Annotated in this window: 19 protein-coding genes; 13 read left to right on the plus strand and 6 right to left on the minus strand. The window is 65.2% G+C overall.

The genetic code is table 11. The annotated features are described in order from the left end of the window. Positions 1–11: 11 nt before the first annotated feature. Positions 12–644 (minus strand): ParA family protein, encoded by a 633-nt coding sequence (locus ABB25_RS06835; RefSeq protein WP_057665262.1) that lies wholly within the window; start codon positions 642–644, stop codon positions 12–14. Positions 645–760: 116 nt separating this feature from the next. On the opposite strand from ABB25_RS06835, the gene ABB25_RS06840 reads away from it, so the two are divergent. After that, a complete protein-coding gene (locus ABB25_RS06840; protein WP_057665264.1) occupies positions 761–2242 on the plus strand; it encodes an AAA family ATPase in 1482 nt (493 codons plus the stop codon). A 148-nt stretch (positions 2243–2390) separates the two neighbouring features. Here the strand turns inward: ABB25_RS06840 and ABB25_RS06845 are convergent, their stop codons facing one another. The 5 genes from ABB25_RS06845 to ABB25_RS06865 all read right to left on the minus strand — a co-directional run bounded on the left by ABB25_RS06845 (position 2391) and on the right by ABB25_RS06865 (position 8012). Beyond that, a complete protein-coding gene (locus tag ABB25_RS06845) occupies positions 2391–3461 on the minus strand; it encodes a hypothetical protein (protein ID WP_152981077.1) in 1071 nt (356 codons plus the stop codon). 57 nt (positions 3462–3518) lie between these two features. Then, the gene (locus ABB25_RS06850; protein ID WP_057665268.1) at positions 3519–4433 is read right to left on the minus strand and encodes an AEC family transporter; all 915 of its coding nucleotides are present in this window, start codon (positions 4431–4433) and stop codon (positions 3519–3521) included. A 92-nt stretch (positions 4434–4525) separates the two neighbouring features. Then, a complete protein-coding gene (locus ABB25_RS06855) occupies positions 4526–5164 on the minus strand; it encodes a tetratricopeptide repeat protein (protein ID WP_057665271.1) in 639 nt (212 codons plus the stop codon). A 188-nt stretch (positions 5165–5352) separates the two neighbouring features. Further along, the gene (locus ABB25_RS06860) at positions 5353–7149 is read right to left on the minus strand and encodes a M61 family metallopeptidase (RefSeq protein WP_160319419.1); all 1797 of its coding nucleotides are present in this window, start codon (positions 7147–7149) and stop codon (positions 5353–5355) included. A 245-nt stretch (positions 7150–7394) separates the two neighbouring features. Then, a complete protein-coding gene (locus tag ABB25_RS06865) occupies positions 7395–8012 on the minus strand; it encodes a DUF938 domain-containing protein (RefSeq protein WP_057665273.1) in 618 nt (205 codons plus the stop codon). A gap of 117 nt (positions 8013–8129) precedes the next feature. On the opposite strand from ABB25_RS06865, the gene ABB25_RS06870 reads away from it, so the two are divergent. From ABB25_RS06870 to ABB25_RS14285, 12 genes are all read left to right on the plus strand, one after another. After that, on the plus strand, positions 8130–9758 hold the full coding sequence (locus ABB25_RS06870; RefSeq protein WP_057665275.1) for a TldD/PmbA family protein: 1629 nt from the start codon (positions 8130–8132) through the stop codon (positions 9756–9758). A gap of 125 nt (positions 9759–9883) precedes the next feature. Next, positions 9884–11518, plus strand: coding sequence for a TldD/PmbA family protein (locus ABB25_RS06875; RefSeq protein WP_057665277.1), 1635 nt, complete (start codon positions 9884–9886; stop codon positions 11516–11518). A gap of 20 nt (positions 11519–11538) precedes the next feature. After that, positions 11539–12873 (plus strand): TldD/PmbA family protein, encoded by a 1335-nt coding sequence (locus ABB25_RS06880; RefSeq protein WP_057665279.1) that lies wholly within the window; start codon positions 11539–11541, stop codon positions 12871–12873. A 195-nt stretch (positions 12874–13068) separates the two neighbouring features. Beyond that, on the plus strand, positions 13069–13764 hold the full coding sequence (locus ABB25_RS06885) for a DUF4159 domain-containing protein (RefSeq protein ID WP_057665282.1): 696 nt from the start codon (positions 13069–13071) through the stop codon (positions 13762–13764). A gap of 32 nt (positions 13765–13796) precedes the next feature. Beyond that, positions 13797–14786: an AAA family ATPase gene (locus ABB25_RS06890; RefSeq protein WP_057665284.1), complete on the plus strand. Its 990-nt coding sequence runs from the start codon at positions 13797–13799 to the stop codon at positions 14784–14786. Positions 14787–14789: 3 nt separating this feature from the next. Then, positions 14790–15692, plus strand: coding sequence for a DUF58 domain-containing protein (locus ABB25_RS06895; protein WP_057665287.1), 903 nt, complete (start codon positions 14790–14792; stop codon positions 15690–15692). Further along, positions 15689–16828 carry a BatA domain-containing protein gene (locus tag ABB25_RS06900; protein ID WP_057665289.1) on the plus strand — a complete coding sequence of 380 codons (1140 nt, stop codon included), beginning with the start codon at positions 15689–15691 and terminating at the stop codon, positions 16826–16828. Before ABB25_RS06895 ends, ABB25_RS06900 begins: the two co-directional genes overlap by 4 nt. Beyond that, the gene (locus ABB25_RS06905; protein ID WP_057665292.1) at positions 16825–19011 is read left to right on the plus strand and encodes a hypothetical protein; all 2187 of its coding nucleotides are present in this window, start codon (positions 16825–16827) and stop codon (positions 19009–19011) included. Before ABB25_RS06900 ends, ABB25_RS06905 begins: the two co-directional genes overlap by 4 nt. Continuing rightward, a complete protein-coding gene (locus ABB25_RS06910; protein ID WP_057665294.1) occupies positions 19008–20753 on the plus strand; it encodes a hypothetical protein in 1746 nt (581 codons plus the stop codon). The genes ABB25_RS06905 and ABB25_RS06910 overlap by 4 nt, the downstream gene beginning before the upstream one ends. A 75-nt stretch (positions 20754–20828) precedes the next feature. Then, a complete protein-coding gene (locus ABB25_RS14280; protein WP_083488160.1) occupies positions 20829–22277 on the plus strand; it encodes an ATP-binding protein in 1449 nt (482 codons plus the stop codon). Then, entirely contained in the window at positions 22270–24990 is a 2721-nt protein-coding gene (locus ABB25_RS06920; RefSeq protein WP_083488161.1) for a Z1 domain-containing protein, read from the plus strand. Before ABB25_RS14280 ends, ABB25_RS06920 begins: the two co-directional genes overlap by 8 nt. Further along, positions 24974–25930 (plus strand): PD-(D/E)XK motif protein, encoded by a 957-nt coding sequence (locus ABB25_RS14285; RefSeq protein ID WP_160319420.1) that lies wholly within the window; start codon positions 24974–24976, stop codon positions 25928–25930. Before ABB25_RS06920 ends, ABB25_RS14285 begins: the two co-directional genes overlap by 17 nt. Positions 25931–25940: the final 10 nt, after the last annotated feature.

A 25940-nucleotide genomic window follows, 5' to 3' on the forward strand; every position in this document is an offset into this window, starting at 1 on the left:
TCCAGGGCGCCTCAGGCGCGTTCAAGCCAGTCCAGCAGTGGTTGCCAATCGGCCTGGTGCTCGCGCACGGCCGCGTTGTTGTAATCAAACAGGCTGCGGCCATGGCTGGTCATCAGCACATAGCCCTGGCTGTCGCGCAGTTGCGCCACCACCGGGTAGGGCCATTGCGCCAGCATCTGGATCGCGGCCTGGCTGGTCTGGGTCCAGGGCTTGGTGCGGTTGAGCACCAGCCCGACCGGCAGCGCGCCGCTGCGCACCCGCGCATTGCCGGCCAGCGAATCCAGAAAGCCGACGATCGCCTCGATATCCAGCGCCGAGGGCAGCACCGGCACCACCACCGCATCGGCGACGGCCAGGAAGTGCCCCAGCTCATCGGCCCAGGCGCCGGCCGGGGCATCGATGATCACCGTGTCGGTGCCGGCCGGAACCAGCTTTTCCCAGGCCTTCTTGCGGTACACATTCAACGGCAGCACCGCGCTGTCCAGCTCGACCCGGCGTTGGGCCCAGCGGCTGGCCGAGGCCTGCGGATCGGCATCGGCAATCACGGTGTTGCGGCCCTGCAGGGCACTGTGTGCCGCCAGGTGGGTGGAGACCGTGGTCTTGCCCACGCCGCCCTTGGAACCGGCCACCAGGATCGTTTTCATGCTCATTCCTCACATGGCAACCCCTGCAGCCTACACCGTGGCCTGTTGCCGGCGGTAGCGCGGCGTGGCGGGCGGGTGCTCTGCTATCGTGGCCGCTTTGTTTTCCGGCCCGTGCCATGAGTGAGTTGCAGGACCTGGCGGCACTGATCCGTGCCAATACCCCGCTGATCGTGATCCAGAGCGCCGACGAAGCGCAGGTGGTGGACCTGTTCCGGCAGAGCCTGATGCAGGTCTGGCGGGCCCTGCACCGCTGGTCGATCACCGAGGGTCTGCGCCGGCTGGACATCGACCGCGAGGACCCGGCCGAGGGCCCGACCGACCCCAGCTCGGTCTTGCGCCACATCCATGCTGCCGACCAGCGCGGCATCTACCTGCTGCTGGATTTCCACCCCTACCTGGGCTATGCCAGCCACCAGCGGCTGCTGCGCGACATCCTGCTGCGCCGGCATTGCCAGCCGCATGTGGTGGTGCTGGTGGGCACCAAGGTCGAGTTGCCACCTGACCTGGAGGCGATGGCCACCCGCTTCAACCCGCGCCTGCCCGATGCCGGCGCGCTGCTGCGGATGCTGCGCGAGGAAGTGGCCGGCTACGCGCGCGAGCACGGCGGGCGCCGGGTCGAGGTCGACACCGAGGCGGTGCAGCAGATCCTGCGCAACCTGCAGGGCCTGAGCCTGGGCGATGCGCGGCGCATTGCCCGCCAGCTGATCCATGCCGATGGCGCGCTGGCGGCCGGCGACCTGCCGCAGCTGGCCAGGCTGAAATTCGAGCTGCTCAACCGTTCCGGCCACCTGCACTACGAGTTTGATACCGCCCGCTTTGCCGAGGTGGCCGGGGCCAACCGGCTCAAGCGCTGGATCAACCAGCGCCGGCTGCCGTTCATCGGTGGTGCGGTGCCGCCCGGGCTGGACCCGCCCAAGGGCATGCTGCTGCTCGGGGTGCAGGGCTGTGGCAAATCGCTGCTGGCCAAGGCCACGGCGGCCGGCTTCGGCGTGCCGCTGCTGCGGCTGGATTTCGGCACCCTGTACAACAAGTACCACGGTGAAACCGAATCCAACCTGCGCGATGCGCTGGCCTCGGCCGAGCAGCTGGCGCCGTGCGTGCTGTGGATCGACGAAATCGAGAAAGGCCTGGCCAGCGGGGGCGAGGACGGCGGCGTCTCGCGCCGGGTGCTCGGCTACCTGCTGACCTGGATGGCCGAGCGCAAGGCGCCGGTCTTCATCGTCGCCACCGCCAACGCCGTGCACGAGCTGCCACCGGAGCTGCTGCGCAAGGGCCGCTTTGACGAGATTTTCTTCGTCGACCTGCCCAACGCCGATACCCGGGTCGAGCTGCTGCAGCTGCACCTGAGCAAACGCGAGCTGGATACCGAACAGTTCCAGCTGCCGGCCCTGGCCGCAGCCAGTGAGGGTTTCTCCGGTGCCGAGATCGAACAGGCCGTGGTTTCCGGCCTGTATGCCGCCTTTGCCGAAGGCAGGCCGCTGGATACGCCATTGCTGATGGCCGAGATCCGCAACACCCGGCCACTGTCGGTGCTGATGGCCGAACAGGTGCAGGCCCTGCGCGAATGGGCCCTGCCGCGCACCGTACCGGCGGACTGAAGCCGCGCACGGCCCAGCAACCCTAGTCGATATCCACATTAGCCCGGCGCAGGAGCATCGCGCCGGGCGGCGCTCCTGCGCGCTCCCCCTAGCCGCCCCCATACCCGTAGGAGCGGCCCCGGCCGCGAAAGCGCACATCCGGGCAACCTCAGTAACCGGTCGGTTGACCCGGCTGCCAGTGTGGCGGCGGGCTCAACGGCAGGCCATGCCGGCGCAGCAACCACACATACGCATTGCGCTCGCCCAGACCTGCCACCTGCTGCGCATACCCCGGCTCGGCATCGCCCCGCGGCGCGGCCAGTGCCGCTTGCCAGTACAACTGCCGCAGCCGCTGCCGCCACAGGCCCGCCTCGGCCGGTGACAGCGCCTGGCGCAGCAATATCGCCATGCCAACGCTGGCACTGGCATGTGTCGGGCTGTCGGCCATCCGCTGGAGCAGCTGACGGCACTGCCGCACCCGCTCTGTGACCTGTATGGCCGCCGGGCAACGCTGCCTGATCGTGTCCACGTCGTACATTCCCGCCCCCGAGGTGAGGGCAAACGCCTCTACGGTGCGCAGCATGTCATGGGCCGGGTTGCTGGCCAGCGGTGCGGTGGCGTCCATCAACACCTGCAGCTGGGACTCGAACGCATCGGCGTAATACGGTGCCTGCACCGCGGCCACCCAGGCCGCCTCCTGCGCGTCCGGCGCACTCAAGCGCAGGCGCAGCAACTGCAGGTGGGCATCCTCTGCGGCCAGGGCGGCGGTGGCCGCCAGCACCTGCTCACGCGGGCAGGCCGGCCAGCGCTCGCAGGCGACCAAGCCCTGCAATGCCACCGCCGGCTCGGCGCCCCCTCCGCCCAGCAGCAGGGCCACCAACTGCGCGTTGCGGGCACCATCGGGCAGCCCGCCCTGCAGCATCAGGGCCGCCAATCGCTCCCGTGGCGAGCCGACCGCCAGCAATGGCAGCAGCCGCTGCTTGCTGGCCTCGTACGATGCGATCTGCTCCGGGCTGGGCGGGAACGACACCGTCGCCAGCGACAAGGCGGCAGGCCCTGCCGTTGCATTCGCCTGATCCCCTACGCCGGAGCTTGCCGCGCCGGTGGGCTCGCGGCTGTCCATCGCACCGGCAGGAACGGGCGCCTCGGCCGCACGGCCGGCACCCAGCCAGGACGCCAGCAGCACGCACACCGCCAGCAACAAGGCCCCCACCACCGCCCACATCCGTGCAGAACGCATCACCCCTCCCTATTTACCCCATCTTGCCACAACCCGGAACGGTGACGCATACGTCACTCAGCTCAGGCGGGACACCACCCACAGCCAGCCCGGCAGGGTGGCCAATGACAACACGATGCCGTAGGCCACCAGAGCGGCGGCCAGGCGCGGGGCCAGGCCCTGCATCATCGCCAAGGCGGCGGCGGTGATCATGCTGGGCATGGCCGATTCGAGCACGTTGACCTGCAACGCGGCGCCGTCCAGACCAAACGCCCACCCCAGCGGCAGGGCCAGCGCCGGCAGCACCAGCAGCTTGAGCAGCAGGCCGTAGCCCAGTGCCGGCAATTCCTCGCGTGGCAGTTTCAGCTCGATGGTCAGGCCGACGGCCAGCATCACCAGCGGCAGCATGGCATCGGCCAGCGTCTGCAATGCCGCGGCAATCCAGTGGGGCGGCTGGGCCGGCATCAGCAGCAGCGCGAACAGCAGCGCCCACACCGGCGGAAAACGCACGATCCGCGCCAGCATCTGGCGCAGCCCGGGCCGGCTGTTGCCACCGTAGCTGGCCAGCACGTACAGGCCGAAGGTGGACAACAGCACGAAGGTGCCGAACTGGTCATACACCACGGCATACGGCAGCGCGTCCTCGCCCAGCAGCGCGCGCACCATCGGGTAGCCGATGAAACTGGTGTTGCCCAGCGCCACGCACAGCAGCAGTACGCCCTGGCGTGCCCGGTCCAGGCGCAGCAGGCGGCCGCCCAGTGCCACCAGCGCCAGGGTGGCCAGCATCAGCAACCACGGGGTCAGCACCAGCCCGAGCAGGTGCAGCTGGAACTGCAACCGTGGCACATACAGCAGCACCGCTGCCGGCAGGCACAGGTACAGCACCACCTTGTTGAGCGTTTCCGGGGCATTGGAGGCAAACACGCGCAGGCGCGCAAACAGCATCCCAAGGCCGAGCAACAGCAGCATCAGGGCAAACGCATCAACAGCCATCTGGGGCAACCACCGGGCAGGAAGCGGGCGCGCGGCGCCCTCACACGCTGGCCAGTGTGCGCCGCAACAAACCCGGCCTCAAGCCGCTGGCGTCAGGGCCAGCTCGGCGGGTTGGCTACCCAGGCCTGGTGCACCTGCTCCAGTGCCTGCCGCTCGACCGGCTGCCAGTGCGGCAGCAGGCGCTCGAAATTGGCCGGGTCGATCCACAGCTGCGGCTCGGTACGCACGGCGGCGGCATACCACTTCACCGCCTCGTCGGTATTGCCCTGGCGGTGCAGCACCAGGGCCAGGGTCGGCGGCGCCCATGACGGCTCCCCGCGTACCTGCTCCAGTGCCTGCAGCCACAGCTGCTGTGCCTGCTCATGACGGCCCTGGCGGAAGGCATGCCAGCCCATGTTCCAGCGCACGCCACGGCCAATGGTGGAATTGGGCGCCGAGCCAGTCAGGGCCTCCTGGTAGAGCGAATCTGCCAGTTCCACCCGGTTGTCGGCGGCGGCAATGTTGGCCAACTGCACACTGGCCTCGACCGCACGGCGGCCCCGGGTGCGGTGGCGCACCAGCTGGTCGAGCAGGTCGCTGGCGGCCGGGTCGACCACTACGATCGGTTGTGCTGCCGCGTCCTCATCGAAGTAGAACTCACGGATCGGTGGCAGCGCCTGTGCCGAAGCACTCCATGCCGTTGCCAGGGCAAGGCCAAGCAACAACCCGAACAGGTATTTCTGGATGCGCATCACTATTCCCCCTGCAAGCAAAAAACTTCCCCCCTGTCATTGATCGTAAACCTTCATCTGCCCTTCATGCGAGCAGGAGAACGGAATCGACCCCACCCAGGCCGCGACAGACGTCCCCAGTCCGGGAGTTTTTCGATTGTTTTTCAGTGGGTTATGCCCGCCACTGATGGGCGGGCAGACCAGGGCGCTCAGCGCTGCGGGCGCAGGATCGGCGTAAGCAGGTCCGGCTGGCCGGCAATCCGGCGCAGTTGCGGGTAACGCAGGCCGCCGCGGTAGTCGATGGCCAGGCTGCGGTAACTGTCGGCCTGGCGTACCAGCAGGCTCAGCGGCGTGCCGGTCGCCGCCGCATCGCCCAGTGCCGCCTTCAACCGGGCCCGGCTGAAAGCCAGGCCATTGACCGCCACCACCTGCACATCGCGCGCCAGCCCGGCCGCGGCGGCTGGCGAATCCCAGCCCACCCAGCCGATGCGGCCATCGGCATCGAGCCTGATGCCCAGCGCGTGCTGGAGGTCGGTACTGCCATCGGCTTCGGCATCGCGGACCATCGCATTGGGCGTGGTGCTCCAGACCAGCTCCCAGCCGGCTGCGGCCAGCCCGGGCGGGCGCTGACCATCAACGGCGTGCAGGCGCTGGGCCAGCCAGGGCGACCAGTCGCCCGCCTGGTACTGCTCCAGCGCGGCCACCAGGGCCTCGGGATCAAATCGACGGATGTCGCCGTGCACACCGCCAGCGAAGAAACGCGCGGTGAAGCCATCCAGATCACGCTGGCCGGCCGAGAGTGTGCGCAGGCGCGCATCGACCTCCAGCCAGAGCAGGATCGCCGCATCGTAGAAATCAAACCCGCGCTGCCAGTCCGCCCAGGCCTGCGGCTTGTCGTTGAAATCGATGATGCCCTGGTACTGGGTATCGGCCAGCGACCGCCAGCGGTTGCCGGGCTGGGCAGCAAACTGCCCCTGCAGCTGGGCCAGCCGCGCCAGCGCCTGCTCCTGGCTCCACAGCCCCGAGCGCGCGGCCAGCACCAGCGCCCAGTACTGGGTCAGGCCTTCATAGATCCACAAGCCACGGTTGTCCTGCGCCGCGTTGTAGTGCGGCGAGAAACTACCGGCCGGGCGCCAGGCCTTGCCGATCCACGCGTGCACGTACTCGTGCGCAAGCAGGTCGTTGTCGGCAATCGGCCCCTCACCCTGCAGGTAACCCTCGTGCATGCCGTTCTCGCTGGACTGCGCATGCTCCAGGCCAATGCCGGAGAAGGTGTCCGACAGCGCGAGCAGGAAATCGTAGTGCGCGTACGGCCGCTGGCCGAACAGCACATCGGCCTCGGCCACCAGCGCCTTGTGCGCTGCCAGCACCGCATCGGCGGGCTGCAGCAACGCCGCCTGCTCAGCCACCACATGCAGCATCACCGGTTGGCTCTTGCCGGCATCCAGCGGGAAACGGGCCAGGTGGCGGCCGGCATAGACCGGCGAATCGATCAGGGTCATCACCGATTCCGGCAGGTAGTGCTCGCAATCACCGCGACGCACGCTGCGCAGCGCACTGGCGCTGTACCAGCCCGTCGGCAAACACAGCGTGGGCGCCACCAGCAGGTACCGGGTATCAAAGCCTTTGGGATAGAGCAGCACGCGGTGCCACTGGATAGCCAGCAGGTTGGGCGTCATCGCCACCCGGCCCTGGTCGCTGGCGGTGGGCGAGAGGTAATCGAAGGCGATCTCCAGCGTGCTGACGCCTTCGGGAATGGTCAACTGGAAGGCGTAGACGTCCAGCGGGTCACGCTGCCAGGCCAGCGGCTGGCCGTTGCCGGAGAACTGCAGCCCGGCGATCTGGTTGATCGGCCCGGTGGGGGCGTGATGGCCGGGAATCCATTGCGGGTAATGCAGGGTCAGCGGCCCCGGCCTGACCGATAGGGACTGCCGCACCTGCTGGATGCGGCGCTGCACATCGTGCGCCTGCACGGTCAGCTGCATGGCCGGTAATGGCCATGGCACTGCCGATGCGTTCGCCGGACCTGCCCACAGCACTCCCAGCATCGTCCCGCCCACCATTGCTGCCGCCGCCCATTCCTGCCAACGCGCCATCATCGCTCTCCGCCGGCCCCCTGCCGGATCGCAGCAGCATGCCAGATGGAAAACCCTTCGCGCGCAGGCGCCGTGGATTGGCCGCGTACAGGGCCCGCTCCTGCAACAGTTCGGCACAGACCGCAAGAGCGCCGCTGGTCGCGACCGACAGCCCGTCAGCAGCGCTGCCAGACCAGCAGGGTGTTGTTGGCCGGCATGGCCAGGTCCTCGACCAGGGCCAGGCCATGCAGGGCGGCCAGCGCCTGCAGCTGGCCCAGGTCACGGAGGCCCGAGCGCGGGTCGCGCCCCTTCAACCAGGCATCGAAGTGACGGTTGCTGTCGCTGGTGAACTGGCCATCGCGGTTGTAGGGGCCGTAGCTGAAGAACTGGCCCCCCTCGCGCAACACGCCCGGCAGGGCAGCGAACAGCGCCTGGACACAATCCCAGCCCATGATGTGCAGGGTATTGGCGGTGTACACCGCATCGAAGCCGCCTTCCGGTACCGGCGGCAGCGGCACCAAACCTGCCTGCGGGTCGACCTGCAGGACCAGCGGCGCCGGGGTATTGGCCAGCGCCGCCTCGTCCAGCCACAGCCGCATCCCGGGCAGGTGGTCGGGATGGTCACTGGCCTGCCAGACCAGGTGTGGCAGCGCGGCGGCAAAGTGCACCGCATGCTGGCCGGTGCCGCTGCCGATCTCCAGCACCTGGCGGGTATCGGCCAGCAACGGTGCGAGCGCGGCCAGGATCGGATCGCGGTTGCGCTCGCAGGATTCGGCGAAGGGTTTGTCGGTCATCGAAAAGCTCCAGCGAAATAACCTTGCCAGTGTGCCTGCCAACATGACCATGGTCACTTGCCAGCCGGTGGCCACACTGCGGAAAGTCGCAGGCTTGCACATCGTGGGAGTCGTGGGATGCAGCGTCGCCAGTTCCTCACCGCCGCCGGCCTGGGCCTCACTGCCCTGTCCCTCGCCCCGCACCATGCTGTCGCCGCCCGGCGCCTGCTCGAACCGGCCGATACCGCCGCCCGCCGGCGCCTGGCCGACACCGCGCTGCAGGCCGCACGCGAGGCCGGTGCCAGCTACTGCGACGTGCGCATCGGCCGCTACCTCAACCAGGCGCTGATGACCCGCGAGGACAAGGTGCAGGACATCGTCCATGGCGAATCGGCCGGGATCGGCATCCGGGTCATTGTCGGTGGCGCCTGGGGCTTTGCCGCCACCGACGACCAGCGCAGCGAAGCGGTGGTGGCCACCGTGCGCCAGGCCGCGGCAATTGCCCGCGCCAATGCCCGCCTGCGCCAGCAGCCGGTGATCCTGGCCCCGACCCCGTCGCTGGGCGAGGTGCACTGGGCCACCCCGCTGCAGCGCAATGCCATGGCGGTGCCGCTGGAAGAGAAGCTGGCCCTGCTGATGGACATCAATGCCGATGCACTCAAGGCCGGGGCAAGCTTCGTCAGCTCGCAGCTGTTTGTGATCAACGAGCAGAAGTACTTCGCCTCCAGCGATGGCTCCTACATCGACCAGGACATCCACCGCATCTGGCTGCCCTTCACCGTGACTGCAGTGGACAAGGCCAGCGGCAAGTTCCGTTCCCGCGCCGGGCTGTCCGCGCCAATGGGCAAGGGCTGGGAATACCTGGAAGGCCGCGCGGCCGACAAGACCGTGCTGCCGGGTGGGGTGATCGCCTACGGCGCCAGCTATGACCCACGCGAGGATGCCATCGCCGCCGCCCGCCAGGCACGTGAGAAGCTCAGTGCGCCCTCGGTCAAACCGGGCAAGTACGACCTGGTGATCGATCCCTCCAACCTGTTTTTGACCATCCACGAAAACGTCGGCCACCCGCTGGAGCTGGACCGCGTGCTCGGTTACGAGGCCAACTACGCCGGCACCAGCTTTGCCACCCTGGACAAGCGCGAGCAGGGCTTCCAGTGGGGCAGCGACATCGTCAACTTCTTTGCCGACCGCATCACCGCCGGCTCGCTCGGTGCGGTGGGTTATGACGATGAAGGGGTGCAGACCAAGCGCTGGGACCTGGTGCGCGACGGCAAGCTGGTCAACTACATGGCCACCCGCGATGAAGTGCACCTCCTCGGTGAGGACGCCTCGCACGGCTGCAGCTATGCCGACTCGTGGAAGAGCGTGCAGTTCCAGCGCATGGCCAATGTCTCGCTGTCACCGGGCAGGGAAGCACTCACCCCGGCCGACCTGATCGCCAAGGTCGAAAACGGCCTGTACTTCCATGGCCGCGGCTCGTATTCGATCGACCAGCAGCGCTACAACGCCCAGTTCGGTGCGCAGCTGGTCTACCAGATCAAAAACGGCGAAGTGACCGGCCTGGTCGAGGATGCGGCCTACCAGATCCGCACGCCGGAGTTCTGGAACGCCTGCTCGGCGATCTGCGATGCGCGCGACTTCCGCCTCGGCGGCTCGTTCTTCGACGGCAAGGGTCAGCCCAGCCAGGTCTCGGCGGTCTCGCACGGTTCGGCCACGTCCCGTTTTGACGGCATGGCCGTTATCAACACCGCACGCAACCTGGGTTGACGCAGGCAAACCGTGTCAAAAGTCATTTGACGCTGTCTGCGCCGCATCGCAAGAATCGACGGTCAACGTGGGCGCCACGTTGCTGTTCGCCCCACCCGCCGTAACTTCCGAGTTGGAGAGCCGCCTTGCAACGACGTGACTTCCTCGCCCTGTCCGGGCTGACCGCTGGCGGCCTGGTGCTGCCGGCCTGGTTCGGCCAGGCCGTGGCCGCCGAGCAACTGATTGAAACGCTCGACCCGGCGCTGAAGAAACGCCTGGCCGATGTCGCCCTGCAGGCCGCACGCCAGGCCGGTGCCAGCTACTGCGACGTGCGCATCGGCCGCTACCTGCGCCAGTTCGTGGTCACCCGCGAGGACAAGGTGCAGAACGTGGTCAACGGTGAATCCACCGGCGCCGGCATCCGGGTCATCGTCAACGGCGCCTGGGGCTTTGCCGCCACCAACCAGCTCACGGCCGATGGCGTGGCCGCTGCCGCGCGCCAGGCCGCGGCGATTGCCCGCGCCAACGCCCGCATCCAGACCGCGCCGGTGCAGCTGGCCGCGGCCCCGGGCGTGGGCGAGGTGCGCTGGGCCACGCCGATCAAGACCAACGCGATGGCGGTTCCGGTCAAGGACAAGGTCGAGCTGCTGCTCAGCGTCAATGCCGCCGCAATGGCGGCCGGCGCCAGCTTCGTCAACTCGCAGATCTTTGCCATCAACGAGCAGAAGTACTTCGCTTCCACCGACGGCTCCTACATCGACCAGGACGTGCACCGGATCTGGGCGCCGATGACCATCACCGCGATCGACAAGGACACCGGCAAATTCCGCACCCGCGCCGGACTGTCCTCGCCGATGGGCCTGGGCTGGGAATACCTGGACGGCGCGGCCTCGGGCAAGACCGTGCTGCCCACCGGCGACACCGTCTACGGCCACTCCTACGACATGGTCGAAGACGCCATTGCCGCCGCCCGCCATGCCCGCGCCAAGCTGCGTGCGCCCTCGGTCAAGCCGGGCAAGTACGACCTGGTGCTGGACCCCTCGCATACCTGGCTGACCATCCACGAGGCGGTTGGCCATCCGCTGGAGCTGGACCGCGTGCTCGGCTACGAGGCCAACTATGCCGGCACCAGCTTTGCCACCCTGGACAAGCGCGAGCAGGGTTTCCAGTACGGCAGCGAGCTGGTCACCATGTTCGCCGACAAGACCCAGCCCGGCTCGCTCGGTGCGGTGGCCTACGACGACGAAGGCGTGGCCACCAAGCGCTGGGACCTGATCACCGACGGCAAGCTGGTCGATTACCAGACCATCCGCGACCAGGCACACATCCTGGGCAAGAGCGAATCGGACGGCTGCTGCTATGCCGACTCCTGGTCGTCGGTGCAGTTCCAGCGCATGGCCAACGTGTCGATGGCCCCGGGCAAGACCCCGCTCAGCGTGGCCGAGCTGGTCAAGGACGTGGAAAACGGCATCTACATCATTGGCGATGGCTCGTTCTCGATCGACCAGCAGCGCTACAACGCCCAGTTCGGCGGCCAGCTGTTCTACGAAATCAAGAATGGCCAGGTCACCGGCATGCTCGAGGACGTGGCCTACCAGATCCGCACCCCGGAGTTCTGGAACGCCTGCAGCGCGGTCGCCGATGAGCGCGATTACCGCCTGGGTGGCTCGTTCTTCGACGGCAAGGGCCAGCCGGGCCAGGTCTCGGCGGTCTCGCACGGTTCGTCCACCGCCCGTTTCAACGGCATCAACGTCATCAACACTGCCCGCAGCCTCGGCTGATCGGCCTGGAGCATCGATCCATGAGCATCTACACCGAACAACAGGCCAAGGCGATCCTGGACAAGGTCATCGCACTGTCCACCGCCGATGAATGCACCGCCACGCTGGAAGGCAGCATCGACGGCAACATCCGCTTTGCGCTGAACAACGTCTCCACCAGCGGCGTGGTCCAGAGCACTTCGCTGATGGTCCAGGTGGCCTTTGGCAAACGCGTGGGCAGCGCCTCGATCAACGAGTTCGATGACGCCGCGCTGGAACGGGTGGTCCGCCGTGCCGAGGACCTGGCCCGGCTGGCGCCGGAAAACCCGGAGTTCCTGCCGGCCATCGGCAAGCAGGTCTACACCCCGTCCGATACCTGGAGCGAGAGCACCGCGGCGATCGACCCGGAGTTCCGCGCCCAGGTCGCGGCCGATTCGATCCTGCCCTGCCGTGGCAACGGGCTGATCGCCGCCGGCTTCCTGGATGACGGCCGCGGCTTCACCGCCACCGCCAACTCCAATGGCAACTTCGCCTACCAGCGCCACACCAACTTCAACTACACCTGCACCGTGCGCACCGAAGATGGCCGTGGCTCGGGCTGGGTCGGCCGCAACCTGCAGCACGCCGACCGCTTCAATGCCAGCGACGAGATCGAGATCGCCAAGCAAAAGGCGCTGGATTCGGCCGAGGCCAAGGCGCTGGAGCCGGGCAAGTACACGGTGATCCTGGAGCCGGCCGCCGCTGCCGGCCTGGTGAGCTTCATGATGAACTTCTTCGACGCGCGCAGCGCCGATGAAGGCCGCAGCTTCCTGTCCAAAAAGGGCGGCGGCAACAAGCTCGGCGAGCTGGTGTATGACCCGCAGGTCAACCTGGTTGCCGACCCGTGGCACCCGGAGGCGCCGGTGCTGCCGTGGGATGGCGAAGGCATGCCGCGGCAGAAGCTGGACATCATCAAGGATGGCCGCATCGCCAACCTGCTGTATTCGCGCTACTGGGCACAGCAGCAGGGCAAGCAGGCGCTGGCCCGCCCGGGCAACCTGATCATGGCCGGCGGCAGCAAGTCCACCGCCGAACTGGTGCGCTCCACCCAGCGCGGCATCCTGGTCACCCGCACCTGGTACATCCGCATGGTCGACCCGCAGACCGTGCTGCTCACCGGCCTGACCCGCGACGGCACCTTCTACATCGAGAACGGCCAGATCAAGTACCCGGTGAAGAATTTCCGCTTCAACGAATCGCCGATCATCATGCTCAACAACATCGACGAGCTGGGCAAGCCAGTGCGCGTGGCCGGCGACGAGTCGCGCTATGTGATGGTGATCCCACCGATGAAACTGCGCGATTTCACCTTCACCTCGCTCTCCGACGCGGTGTAAGGGCGAGGAAAGAGTGAAGAGAAAAGAGGAACGAGTGGGGAGCAGCGAGGAAAAAGTGCAGAGAAACGAGGAACGAGTAGAAACAGGAGCGCGCGCTTTCAACAAGGCAAGCGCGAGCGTCTTTATTCGTTCGGTTTCAGCGGCAGCGCTTTACTCGTTTCTCACTCCTCTCCACTCGTTTCTGGCTTCTCCCCCATGAACCGTCGCGCCTTCCTGGCCGCACTCGCGGCGGCTTCGGCCGCGCTGGCCCTGCCGCGTGCAGTGGCCAGCGCGCGTTACGACTTCCACTTCACCCGCCTGAAGTACGACAGCGGCGACTGGGATGTGGATGCGCGCATGCCGTCCAACATCATCACTTCGCTGATCGACTACACCACGCTGCGGGTGGACCCGAACGAGCACGTCATCGCCCTGAGCGATCCGGCCATGCTGCGTGCCCCGTTCTGTTATCTGGCCGGCCACAAGCTGGTGGATTTCAATCCGGCCGAACGCGCCAATTTCGAACGTTATGTGCGCAGCGGCGGTTTTGTCTTCGTCGATGACTGCAACCACGACATCGACGGCCTGTTCGCCACCTCGTTCGAGCACCAGATGGCGCAGATCTTCGGCGCCAATGCACTGCAGAAACTGCCCAACAACCACGCGCTCTACCACAGCTTCTTCGCCTTCCCCGAGGGCCCACCGGCCACCGGCTTCGAGCTCAATGGCTGGGGCGATGACCTGGTGCACGACTACCTCAAGGGCATCGAATTCAACAACCGTCTGGGCCTGCTCTACAGCAACAAGGACTATGGCTGTGAATGGGACTTTGACTGGCGCAACAAACGCTTCCTGGCCGAGGACATCACAAAGTTCGGCGTGAACATCGTGATGTACGCCCTCACCCACTGAACACCACCCACTGCCCCCCGCCGGTGACCGCAATGACTGCTTCTGCTTCGCAACTTGATGCGCTGCTGCCGAAACTGGCCCAGCTGCGCGCGGCCCTGGGCCAGGCCATCGTCGGCCAGGCCGATGTGGTCGAACAGCTGCTGATCGGCCTGCTGGCCGGTGGCCACTGCCTGCTGGAAGGGGCGCCCGGTCTGGGCAAGACCCTGCTGGTGCGCTCGCTCGGCCAGGCGCTGGCGCTGGATTTCCGCCGCGTGCAGTTCACCCCGGACCTGATGCCCGGCGACATCATCGGTACCGAGGTGCTGGAGGAAGACCCGGCCAGTGGCCGTCGGCAGTTCCGTTTCCAGCAGGGGCCGGTGTTCACCCACCTGCTGCTGGCCGATGAACTCAACCGCACCCCGCCCAAGACCCAGGCCGCGCTGCTGGAAGCGATGGGCGAGCGCACCATCAGCTACGCCGGCACCACCCACAGCCTGCCGCAGCCGTTCTTCGTGCTGGCCACGCAGAACCCGATCGAACAGGCCGGCACCTATCCGCTGCCCGAAGCCCAGCTGGACCGCTTCCTGCTGCATGTGCGGGTGGATTACCCCACTGCTGCCGAGGAAGTACAGATCCTGGCTGCCACCACCGGCAGCCGCAGCGCCGAGGTGCCGCAGGTGATGAATGCGGCCGAGCTGATCGCGCTGCAGGCGGCCACGCGCCAGGTCCACATCGGCCAGGACCTGCTGGAATGGATCGCCGCCCTGGTGCGCGCCACCCGTCCGGGCGAGGGCGCACCGGCCCGCATCAACCACTGGGTGCAATGGGGCGCCGGCCCGCGTGCCGGCCAGTCACTGGTGCTCGCGGCCAAGGCGCGTGCCCTGCTGCAGGGCCGGCTGGCCGTCACCCGCCAGGACATCACCGCGCTGGCCGCACCGGTGCTGCGCCACCGCCTGCTGCTGAGCTTCAATGCCGAAGCAGAGCAGGTCAGCGCCGATGCCGTGGTCGCCGCGCTGCTGGCCGATGTCCCGCATCCGAACTGAGCGATGAGCACGCCCTCCCCGCTGTTCCCGCTGCCGGCCGGCGTGCGTGCCGGCCTGCGCGGCCTGTCCCTGCGCCCGCGCCGCGGCCGGGGCGTGCGCGGCCTGGGCCTGCATGCCAGCCGCCAGCAGGGCGAAGGACTGGAGTTCTCGCAATACCGCGGCTACCAGCCCGGCGATGAGCCGCGCCGGGTGGACTGGAAGCTCTACGCCCGCTCGGAAAAACTGTTCGTGCGCCAGAGCGAGCGCGAAGCGCCACTGACGATCTGGCTGCTGCTCGATGCCAGCGCCTCGATGGCCCAGGCCGACCGCGCCACACCAACGTGGCGGCGCTGGGATGCGGCCTGCCAGCTAGCTGCCTGCCTGACCGAACTGGCCATTGCCCAAGGCGACCACCTCGGCCTTGCGGTTGTCAGCGCGAACGGCCTGCAGTTGCTGCCGGCCACCAGTGCGCTGCGCCAGCGCGATGCCCTGGCCCTGCAGCTGGCCCGCACCACGCCGCAGGGCCAGTGGCCGGAAGGTGAGGTGCTGGCCCCGCTGCTGGCCCGTATCGGCCGCGATGACCTGACGATTGCCCTCAGCGATGGCTTTGAAGACGCACTGACCACCGCACTGGAACGGCTGTCTGCCAGCGGCCGCGATACCTGGCTGGCCCAGCTGCTCACCGGTGAGGAACGCGACTTCCCGTTTGCCGCCGGCCATCGCTTCGTCGACCCGGAAACCGGCAGCGAACTGCCCGGCCACGGCCCGGCACTGCGTGCCGGCTACCTGCAGCGCTTTGCTGCGGCCCAGGACGCCCTGCACGGCCGCCTGCGCGCCGCCGGGGTGCATGTGGCGGTCGGTCATACGGATGAAGCCACCACGGCCGTGCTGGGGCGGCTGTGCGCTGCCAGCGGAGGGGCGCGATGAGCTTCCTGCTGCCCGCCGGCCTGTTCGGCCTGCTTGCCCTGGCCTTGCCGCTGCTGATCCACCTGATCCGCCGCCCGCCCACCGAAACCCTCGCCTTTGCCGCGCTGCGCTGGCTGGGTGATGTGGCCCGCCCGCAGCGGCAGTGGCGCCTGCGCCAGTGGCTGCTGTTGCTGCTGCGCCTGCTGCTCATCACCGCGCTGGCGCTGCTGCTGGCCGAGCCGGTGCGTCAGGCCGGCAGCGCGAACGAGCGCGTGCGTGCGGTGTCGCCCGTGCTGCCTGCGCCTGCGCCTGTCGAAGGCTTGCGCGATGTCTGGCTGGCTGACGGCTTCCCCGCCATCGCCGCCGATGTGCCGGTACCGCCGGCCGACCAACCCACCAGCTCGCTGCTGCGCCAGCTTGATGCCCAGCTGCCACCGGGCACCGCCCTGCAGGTGATGGTCGGTCCGATGATGGATGGGACTGACGGCCAACGCCCACGGCTTTCCCGCGCGGTGGACTGGCAGGTGCAGGCCGCGCCTGATACCGCGCCAGCCGGCGATGCTGGCAAAGCCGCCGCACCGGCCGCACCGCGCATCGTGCTGCGCCATGACGACAGCGACGCCATGCGCGCCAGCCTGCGCGTGTGGCAGGCCGTGGCCGCGGCCTGGCAACCGGAGTCTGATGCCGACATCGCACCGCTCACTGCGCCGCTGCCCGCACTCGACGCCGATACCCTGCTGGTATGGCTGGCCGAGGCGCCGCTGCCCGAAGCCGCGCAGGAACACCGCCATCAGGGTGGCCGCGTGCTGGTGGCCGCCGCCATCGATGACAGCACCCCCACCCTGCTCGACAACGGCGACGGTGCCCCGCTGCTGGCCCGCGCTGCCGATGGCCGCTTCCTGCTCACCGCCCCGCTCAGCGCTGCGGCTGCCCCGCGCGTGCTCGATGCCGACTTCCCCGCACGCCTGCTCGCCGCGCTGCAGCCGCGCGTGACCGCCGCCCGCACCGATGCCGCCGACCATGCGCCGCTCGCCGGTGCGGCCTGGCTGTACGCGCCCACACCGCAGCCGCTGGCACCGCTGTTGGTCGTGCTGATCGCCGCGCTGTTCCTGCTCGAACGCACTGTGGCCAGCTGGCCGCGCCGGGAGGCCGCATGAACGCCAGCGTGCAGCGCCTGTGGCAACGCGCCCGCCTGGCACGCATCCGCCAGGCCGGCTGGCTGCTGTTGCCGCTGGCCTGTGCCGCCACCGTCGCCATCCGCCCGTTCGGCCACGGGTCGGTCGCCTTGTTCGCCGCCGCGCTGCTGGCCGTGGGTTTCTGGCTGTGGCGCAGCCTGCGTGCGATGGATGCGCGCTGGCTGGTGCGCCAGCTCAACCGCGATGCGGCCCTGCTGGACAGTGCCGACCTGCTGCTGGCCGATGACGCCCCCCTCAACCCGCTGCAGGCCCGGCTCAGGCAGCAGCTGGAAGCGGCCATCGCCCAGCGCCGCGAAGCGCTGTCCACGCCCTTCCCGCGCCGTGCTCTGATCGCTGCCGTGGCAGTGGTCCTGCTGCTGATCGCCGCCAGTTGGTGGGCAGGCCCTCCCGCTGCGCCGCCTGTGCCCGCCCGCGCAACCACGCCCGTGCCAGCCATTGCCACCGATGCCATGCCGCAGCTGCAGGCCATCGCCCTGCGCGTCACGCCACCGGCCTACACCGGCCAGGCCGCCAGCACGCAGGCAGCGCTGGACGTGCGTGCCCCGCACAACACCGTCCTGCACTGGCAACTGCGCCTGGCCAACGTGCAAAGCGCCGCCCTGCACTTCCACGATGGCCACCAGATCGCGCTGGAACGTGGCGAAGGTGACAGCTGGCAGGCCCGCCACACGCTCATCACCTCTGCGCTGTACCGCGTGGTCACCACACCGGCCCTGGCCGATGCCCCGCTGCATCGCCTGGATGCCACGCCCGACCTGCCGCCGCAGGTGCGCGTGGTCACGCCCGAACAGCCGCTCACCCCGGGGCGCATCGGCCAGCGCCACTGGGAGCTGGTGTTCGAGGCCAGCGACGACTACGCCGTGCAGCCGGCCGCCAGCCTGCTGCTGACCCGCACCGAAGGCAGCGGCGAAAACATCACCTTCCAGCAAACCCGCATCGTGCTGACCGGCAGCGGCAATGCGCGCCTGCGCCGTTACAGCCACCGCGTGGATATCACCGCGCTCGGTGCCGGCCCCGGCGATGATGTGATCGCCCGGCTGGAAGTGCGCGACAACCGCGCGCCCAACGCGCAGACCAGCCACAGCCCCAGCCTGATCCTGCGCCTGCCCAGCGAGGCCGAGCAGCAGGCCAGTGACCTGGAAGGTGCGATCAAGAAGGTGCTGCCGGCCTACTTCCGCAGCCAGCGCCAGATCATCCTCGATGCGGAAGGTTTGATCGCCCAGCGCCGCAGCCTGGATGCGGAACGTTTTGTGGTGCGCGCCGATGCCATCGGCGTGGACCAGCGCATCCTGCGCCTGCGCTACGGCCAGTTCCTGGGCGAGGAAAGCGAGGGCGAGCCGGAACCGCCGCCGGGCCTGAAGCCACCAGCCGGCGATCATGCTGGCAGCGAGCACGAAAGCCAGGATCATCACGACGCCGATGGTCACGATCACGCTGCCGCTGGCCATGCCGGCCACGACCACGGCCAGCCGTCCGAACCGCGCCCCATGGGCACCACCACCGTGGCCGACGTGCTGGCCGAGTACGGCCACACCCACGACCACGCCGAAGCGGCCACCCTGCTCGACCCGCAGACCCGCGCCACGCTGAAAGCCGCGTTGGATGCGATGTGGCTCAGCGAGGGCGAGCTGCGCCAGGGCCGCCCCGAGCAGGCTCTGCCCCATGCCTACAAGGCACTGGGCTTCATCAAGCAGGTGCAGCAGGCCGAGCGCATCTACCTGGCGCGGCTGGGGCCGGAGCTGCCACCAATCGATTTCAACCGGCGCATGGGCGGCAAGCGCGACGGGCTGGCCAGCCGCCGCCTGCGCCTTGTCGGCAGCACTGCCGGCGAGGACGCCATCGCCCAGGCCTGGCTGGCGCTGGACCGTGGCGGCCTGCCGGACATCCCGGCGCTGCAGCGCTGGCTGGCGGCCCATACCGCCACGCTGCGCGACCCGCTGGCCCTGGCCGCGGCACTGGACCCGCTGATCGCTGATCCCACCTGCCTGCCCTGCCGCGACAGCCTGCGCGCCGCGTTGTGGCAGGCCTGGACCCAGCCGGTGGCCCGTCCACTGGCACGTCCGGCCACCGATGCCATGGGCCAGCGTTACCTCGATGCGCTGGAGCGCGCCCCGGAGAGCCGCACCATGCAGGCCCACCCATGAGCACCGCCCTGTCCTGGCCGCTGGGCCTGATCGTCCTGCCCGCACTGGTCGGCATGGTCGGCACCCTGCGCCGCCCCGGCCTGTCTGCCGCCCGCAAGACCGTGCTGTGCATCGTGCAGGCGCTGGTGGCCAGCGCCCTGTGGCTGACGCTGTTCCCGCCGCTGCAGACCCAGCCGGCCGTCACCGCGCAAGTACTGACCTCGCCCGATGCCACGCCGGGCAGCGATGCCAGCATCCCGCGCTACGCGCTGCCCGAAGCCGGCGATGTAGACGGTGCGCAGCACGTGCCGGACCTGGCCAGCCTGCTGCGTGCCCAGCCGCAGATCACCGCCGTGCAGTTGATCGGCGATGGCCTGCCCGCGCGTGACCGCCTGCCGCAGCGTGCCGCGCTCGCGCACACACCCGCACCGCTGCACGGGCTGGTGGAGGTGCAACTGCCCGATGCCGTCGCCGCCGGCGGCCAGCTGCAGGTGCTGGCGCGGGTGGCCGGTGCATCCAAGCGCGACTGGCAGGCCGAACTGCGTGACCCGGCCGAGCGTCTGGTCGATCGCCAGCCCATCAATGATGACGGCCGCATCGCCCTGCAGGCGCCAGTGCGCGCTGCCGGCCAGGTGCTCTACACCCTGCGCATCAATGATGCCGACAACCGCCTGATCGACAGCGCCCCGCTGCCCGTGAGCGTGGTCGATGGCCATGCCCTGCGCCTGCACCAGCTGGCCGGCGCGCCCAATGCGGAGAACAAGTTCTTCCAGCGCTGGGCCAGCGATGCGGCACTGGCCACCACGCGCCAGCTGCCCACCGGCGGCGGCGTGGTGCTGGGCGATGTCGGTGCCGGCATCGAGGCACGGCAACTGGCCAACAGCGACCTGCTGCTGCTCGACGAACGCAGCCTGCTGGCCTTGGGCAGTGCCGGCCGCGCCCGCCTGCGCAGCGCGCTGCGCGAAGGCCTCGGCGTGCTGGTGCAGCCACGCGACGCTTTGGAGGCCAGCCATCGCCAGGCCCTGGCAGAACTGGGTCTGCGCGTTAGCGGCGGCAACCGTACCGCAGCGCTGGCGCTGGAAACGGACAAGACCCCGCCCGAACGCCTGGACGTACTGCGCGGCCCGCGTGCGCACACGCCCGCACAGGCCGAAAGCGCACCGCCGCTGGAGCGCTGGAATGTGACCTCCAACGATGCCCGGCCGCTGCGTCAGGGCACGCACGCCATCGGCTTCTGGCAGACCGTGGGCCGTGGCCGCATCGGCCTGCTCGCCCTGCCCGATACCCACCTGCTGGTGCTGGCCGGTCGCGACGAACTGCACGCCGCCCTGTGGGCGCAGGCCACCGGCACCCTGGCCCGTGCCCGGGTGCAGGAAGGCGCCTATGTGCAGCACGATGCGCGCCTGTGGCAGCACGAACGCAACACCCTGTGCGGGCTGGATGGCGACACCGAAGTGGTCCACAGCGACAGCCAGCACAGCCAGCACCTGCGCATCGACCCGGCCACGCCCGGCTGCGCCGCCTGGTGGCCCGAACACAGCGGCTGGCACCGCATCGGCGAGCAAGCCGTGTTCGTCACCGCACCCGAAACTGCCCCCGGCCTGCACCGCGCCCAGCGCCTGCGCGACACCGCCGAAGTCGTCGCCGCCTCCTCACTTCCGGCCGATCACGCACTGCCGCAACAGCCCGGCCCGCGCTGGCCGTGGTGGCTGGCACTGGTCGGGCTGCTGGGTGTGTTGTGGTGGGTGGAGCGGAAAAATTGAAGCTCCTCCATTGCCGATTTCACCCGGCCGTGACAATCCAATAGACTCCTTGAAACTGCTCTTTCAAGGGATGAGATGGAGACGCTTGAAGTAGTTCCGGACCCTGTATCGCTGGTCGAGTCGATGCGGTCCGTCGGGTATTCAGTGGAAGCTGCGGTAGCTGACATCGTGGACAACAGTCTTTCGGCTGGAGCATCTACCGTTCGAATCCAGTACGACGCCAGCGAAAACCCCTTCGTTGCGATTCTCGACGATGGCAAAGGCATGGCTCCTGATGAGCTTACCAATGCCATGCGACATGGCAGCTCCAACCCTGTCGATCAACGAGGGACAGACGATCTCGGCCGATTTGGACTGGGACTCAAGACGGCCTCTCTTTCCCAGTGTCGAAAACTGACTGTTATCAGCAGCAAGGCTGGAACCATCACTGCCCGGCGATGGGATTTGGACGTTGTACGGGAGACAGGACGCTGGCTGGTAGTTGTCCCTGATGAGCTTGAGTTTGAAAAAATGCCAATGTTCACGCGATTGCGTGCTCAGGATTCCGGAACCCTTGTGGTATGGCAAGATCTCGACAGGCTGACAGCTGGAGCAAGGGACGTCCAAAAGGAAATGACCTCCAAGATGGCCCCCTTGCTGGAGCACTTGGCGCTTGTATTCCATCGATTTACGCAGAAAGAAGGACTGCACTCTGCAGTATCGATAACAGTGAATGGAATGTCATTGCCTCTTCGCGACCCTTTTCTGGCCTCCAACCAGTTCCGGCAAGAGCTTGAAGGACAAACCATCCGCCATGATCGCGGCACTGTCGAGGTTTCACCCTTCGTTCTGCCTCCAATCAGCCGACTGAGCGAAGAAGAGATCGAGACTGCTGGGGGACGTGACGGCCTCCGCGGCACACAAGGCTTCTACGTTTACCGCGGACGACGTCTTGTAATCTGGGGGACGTGGTTTCGACTAGTTCCAAAACATGAGTTCTACAAGCTCACCAGGGTAAGGGTCGATATCCCTAATTCATTCGATGACTTGTGGGCATTGGATATCAAGAAGTCTGCAGCCTACCCACCTGATGCAATCCGCGATCGTCTCAAACGCCTGATCCCACACTTTGCTGAAAAGAGCAGAAAAGCGATTGTATATACAGGCCGACGATCAGGAAAAAATACTGAAGTCGTTCCACTCTGGGATCGATTCGAACCAAAACATGGCAGCTTCAGCTACCAGGTAAATATCAACCACCCATTGATCGCAAAGCTCTGCGAATCAATGGATGCAGACCAGCAGCGCCACATGGAGACAGTATTTGAACACCTGGCGGTTTCATTGCCCTACGACCAGATATATGCCGACATGTGCTCAGACAAGCCACAGGACGCTGATAATCAAATCGATCATCTCGTTGATATGGCCAGGATCATTCTTGAACTTACGGGACTTGATGTAGCCAAAGTTCTTGGAATTGATCCACTGGCACGTTTCCCGACCATGCATGAAGCAATCAAAGTGAGGCTAGCTGATGTCTGATCCATTTCTGACAGCCATGGGAATCATTGGAGTACAAGATCTGACTGACGACGTGCTTGTAAGTACGATGGATGTTCTCTCCAAGATTTTCAGCGGAATGGATCTTGAGCCGACAAGACGTCGACTTGAGGCGATGGTTGGAGTAAGCATGAGTCCTGGAGAAGGGCTTTCAAGCGGAGAGATCGAGCCTTGGCTGGATGACGCCAGATCCAGTATCACTTGGACTTACTGGGACTCCTACGTGCGCCAACTGCAGTCCCAAGGCTTCACAGGACCAGTGCTTCGAACAATCAATGAAGATACTGACAACATCCTGACGGAATGCGGAAACCCTGCTGACGTAACTGCCTGGAGGACTCAAGGCCTCGTAATGGGTGATGTCCAGTCTGGAAAAACAGCCAACTATTGTGGCTTGATCAACAAGGCAGCTGATGCCGGTTACAAGGTTGTTGTTCTTCTCACAGGAATGATCGAGGAATTGCGTTCACAGTCTCAAGAACGCATGGACGAAGGATTTGTGGGCCAGGATAGCAGCGAACTCATCGAAGGAATTCGCGGACGGACAATTGGGGCAGGAAGGTTTCGCGAAGCCACGCCGAACGTACTCACGTCCATCGATTCTGACTTCTTGACAGCCAACCAGCGTGCCCTGCGAGGGATCCCTCTACAGAATCTCGGGGAACCCTTGCTCCTGGTTCTGAAGAAGAACACGACACCACTCACGAGGCTGATCAAGTTCCTCAAAGGCCAGATGCGCCATGGATCCACGCAACTGGATATCCCGCTGTTCCTGGTAGATGATGAGGCAGACAACGCATCCGTTAATTCCAAGAAAGATGAGGATCCCGCCAGGATCAACAGCCTGATTCGGGAACTCATGGACCAGTTCCGCAGATCAGCCTATGTAGGATATACGGCAACACCATTTGCAAACGTTTTCATAAATCCCGACACGGAGCGGAAGGACCTGTTCCCGAACAACTTCATCTACAGTCTCAGAGCCCCGAGCACATATATCGGTGCATCCTCGATATTTCTTGAAGATGGCGAACACGCGAACCAACTGGTCGATATCACTGATGCGCAGGCGATCTTCCCGGACAAGCACAAAAAGAATCTGGAGGTGGCTGAGCTTCCAAAGTCGATGCAGGATGCACTGAATGTATTCTTTCTTTCATGTGCCATACGGGATCTTCGGAAGGAAGGGTTACGCCACCGATCCATGCTGGTAAATGTCACACGCTTTACAGAGGTCCAAGCTCGACTTGCGGAGACTGTGAAGAGCTACCTTTTTGATCTCACAAATGAGATCAAACAGTACCTTGTCGATGATGACTTGTGGTCGCGCCACGAACCGCTTTGTAGGTTGCATGAACTCTATATTGAACATTACCCTGAAAGCGGCGTAACTTGGGACCAGATCCGCAGAAAACTACACGATTCAATCGCATCGGTAAAAGTCGTAACCATCAATCAGAAGACTGAAGCCGAAGAAAGACTCAACTATCGGCATTACAGAAATACAGAAAAAGGTCGACGAGTCATCGCGATCGGCGGCCTTACCCTGTCGCGCGGGCTTACGCTTGAAGGACTGTGCGTAAGCTACTTCTATCGCAACTCGAGGGCTTACGACACCCTGCTGCAAATGGGAAGATGGTTCGGTTACAGGCCTGATTACGATGATCTTTGCCGAGTCTGGATGGCTCCCGAGGCACAAGACTGGTTCGGGCATATCGCTGAGGTTGTCAACGAACTCAGGACAGATATCAGGCATATGCACATCAATCGTTTACCGCCCAGCCGTTTCGGTATTCGAGTGAAGTCGCATCCTGATTTATTGCTGGTAACCGCGAAGAACAAGATGCGCCATTCCAAGGAGGTCTTGGTTGAGGCTTCCTTCAGTGGTCGAGGGGTAGAGACAACCAGTCTGCCCAAGTCGCCAGAAGCGAACAAGAGTAATGCAAGGGTTACAGAGGCATTCCTCAGGAGGCTGGGGCCGCCAGAACAAATGGGTAATCGATACCTCTGGCGACGGGTGCACTCCAGTCAAATTTCTGCATATCTAGCGGAATTGGAGATCCCGCCAGCAAATCAGGAATTCATGCCTGACAGCAAAACCAAAGACAAGCCCTTCTTGTCCTTCATTGCCGAGAACGAAATCGAATCCTTGCAGTACTGGGATGTATGCCTTCCTCAAGGTGAGGGTGATACCGCTGATGGCATCACCCTTGAGAATACCGATGGATCTCCGATCCGGGTCTCAAAACGCAAACGCCAGTTTGAAAAAAACAAATCAGCGGGCACGGACTTCCTGAAAGTCAACAAGATGCGCTTGGGTGAAATTTCAGATGAAAAGACAGGCATTGAAAATGAACTGATCGATCAAGCTGAGAACTCTTGGAGGGCGTCCAATCCGGAGAGAAATTCCCAAACGCGCGTCCCAGGCGATGCATATCGACGCGTACGCGAGAATCCGCTTCTGACGGTCCATCTTGTACAGCCAACCGACCCGAAGCCGGGATCCAAAAGCGTCAACCGAATCATTCCTGCCTGTAAAATCAATACAAATTTCCTGATCGGCGTAAGTCTATCTTTTCCAATTTATGAGGATACCAACCTCTCACCCGTCCGGTATCGCCTGAACAAGGTCTATCTGCATAACGTTGGACTGATTGATGACGATGAGGATGATTCGTATGAAGACCTCGATTGAGAAAACCTGGGAAGTGGCATCCCAAAAGGCAAGCAACAGCCTGCTAAATCCTGATGATTACCTGATCTTTCTAGTCGATGAAAACTCAGACAAGAAGACCTATGGCGGCGTTGATGGTAGTGGCTCGCACCTCCTCGCAATCGAAGTCAAAACAAAGCCACCAACTGCAGCGATTAGATCAGACGCGCTGGACTACTTCAGGCATCAAAGAAAAGATTTTGATACGTGGCTGATGGTTCTCAGGCTGCGCAACAAGGAGCTTTCCTCCGTCTTTGGCCGACTATGTCAGGACCTGATAGACGAGATTGCTGAAATACCACACGAGAACGATCTTGTAAAACTCGTTCACAGACGCCTCACGCTTTGGCAAAAATTGTTCAATAGAGGCAACGCTAGATTGCTTGCAGATTTTCAGGTCAAGGGTCTTCTCGCTGAATTGCTCTCCATGAACTCCATACTTGATGAGCAAAGGTATGGAATATCAGAGGTTGCCGCAGCATGGGTTGGCCCTTACGGCGGCGATCAAGACTTTCAATTTTCCGACATTGTGATCGAGATCAAGGCAGTTGGTCCTGGGGCACAAGGGATAAGCATAAGCTCTCTCAAACAACTGGACAGCCGGCTACCTATTTCGTTGAGCGTATGGACATTGCGCCCAGCGGCTACAAAGGAAACGGCTGCCATTACATTAAATGGAATAGTGGCCCAGCTAGAGCAGCGCTTGGCTCCGGAATCCAGCGCTTTGACCTTTTTTCGTGACGCGTTGCTTGAGGCAGGCTACGTCGAGCAGTCGCACTATGACGGAATCGCGTTCGAACCAATGCAGGTGGAGCACTTCACTGTTGACGATGACTTTCCACGACTGACCGTTGATACGGTTCCGGAAGGCATTGACTCGGCTGTTTACGTGATTTCATTGAAGAGACTGAGAAAGCAGTAACAAGGGGAAT

The organism is Stenotrophomonas koreensis (assembly GCF_001431525.1).
In the GTDB taxonomy this organism is placed as follows: Bacteria; Pseudomonadota; Gammaproteobacteria; order Xanthomonadales; family Xanthomonadaceae; genus Stenotrophomonas; species Stenotrophomonas koreensis.

Coding starts and splice junctions, on each gene's coding strand:
- ABB25_RS06865 (WP_057665273.1), bottom strand. CDS start 8,012: ATGACCGACAAACCCTTCGCCGAATCCTGCGAGCGCAACCGCGATCCG.
- ABB25_RS06845 (WP_152981077.1), bottom strand. CDS start 3,461: ATGCGTTCTGCACGGATGTGGGCGGTGGTGGGGGCCTTGTTGCTGGCG.
- ABB25_RS06885 (WP_057665282.1), top strand. CDS start 13,069: ATGAACCGTCGCGCCTTCCTGGCCGCACTCGCGGCGGCTTCGGCCGCG.
- ABB25_RS14285 (WP_160319420.1), top strand. CDS start 24,974: ATGAAGACCTCGATTGAGAAAACCTGGGAAGTGGCATCCCAAAAGGCA.
- ABB25_RS06920 (WP_083488161.1), top strand. CDS start 22,270: ATGTCTGATCCATTTCTGACAGCCATGGGAATCATTGGAGTACAAGAT.
- ABB25_RS06840 (WP_057665264.1), top strand. CDS start 761: ATGAGTGAGTTGCAGGACCTGGCGGCACTGATCCGTGCCAATACCCCG.
- ABB25_RS06895 (WP_057665287.1), top strand. CDS start 14,790: ATGAGCACGCCCTCCCCGCTGTTCCCGCTGCCGGCCGGCGTGCGTGCC.
- ABB25_RS06900 (WP_057665289.1), top strand. CDS start 15,689: ATGAGCTTCCTGCTGCCCGCCGGCCTGTTCGGCCTGCTTGCCCTGGCC.
- ABB25_RS06870 (WP_057665275.1), top strand. CDS start 8,130: ATGCAGCGTCGCCAGTTCCTCACCGCCGCCGGCCTGGGCCTCACTGCC.
- ABB25_RS06890 (WP_057665284.1), top strand. CDS start 13,797: ATGACTGCTTCTGCTTCGCAACTTGATGCGCTGCTGCCGAAACTGGCC.
- ABB25_RS06910 (WP_057665294.1), top strand. CDS start 19,008: ATGAGCACCGCCCTGTCCTGGCCGCTGGGCCTGATCGTCCTGCCCGCA.
- ABB25_RS06905 (WP_057665292.1), top strand. CDS start 16,825: ATGAACGCCAGCGTGCAGCGCCTGTGGCAACGCGCCCGCCTGGCACGC.
- ABB25_RS06850 (WP_057665268.1), bottom strand. CDS start 4,433: ATGGCTGTTGATGCGTTTGCCCTGATGCTGCTGTTGCTCGGCCTTGGG.
- ABB25_RS06855 (WP_057665271.1), bottom strand. CDS start 5,164: ATGCGCATCCAGAAATACCTGTTCGGGTTGTTGCTTGGCCTTGCCCTG.
- ABB25_RS06880 (WP_057665279.1), top strand. CDS start 11,539: ATGAGCATCTACACCGAACAACAGGCCAAGGCGATCCTGGACAAGGTC.
- ABB25_RS14280 (WP_083488160.1), top strand. CDS start 20,829: ATGGAGACGCTTGAAGTAGTTCCGGACCCTGTATCGCTGGTCGAGTCG.
- ABB25_RS06835 (WP_057665262.1), bottom strand. CDS start 644: ATGAAAACGATCCTGGTGGCCGGTTCCAAGGGCGGCGTGGGCAAGACC.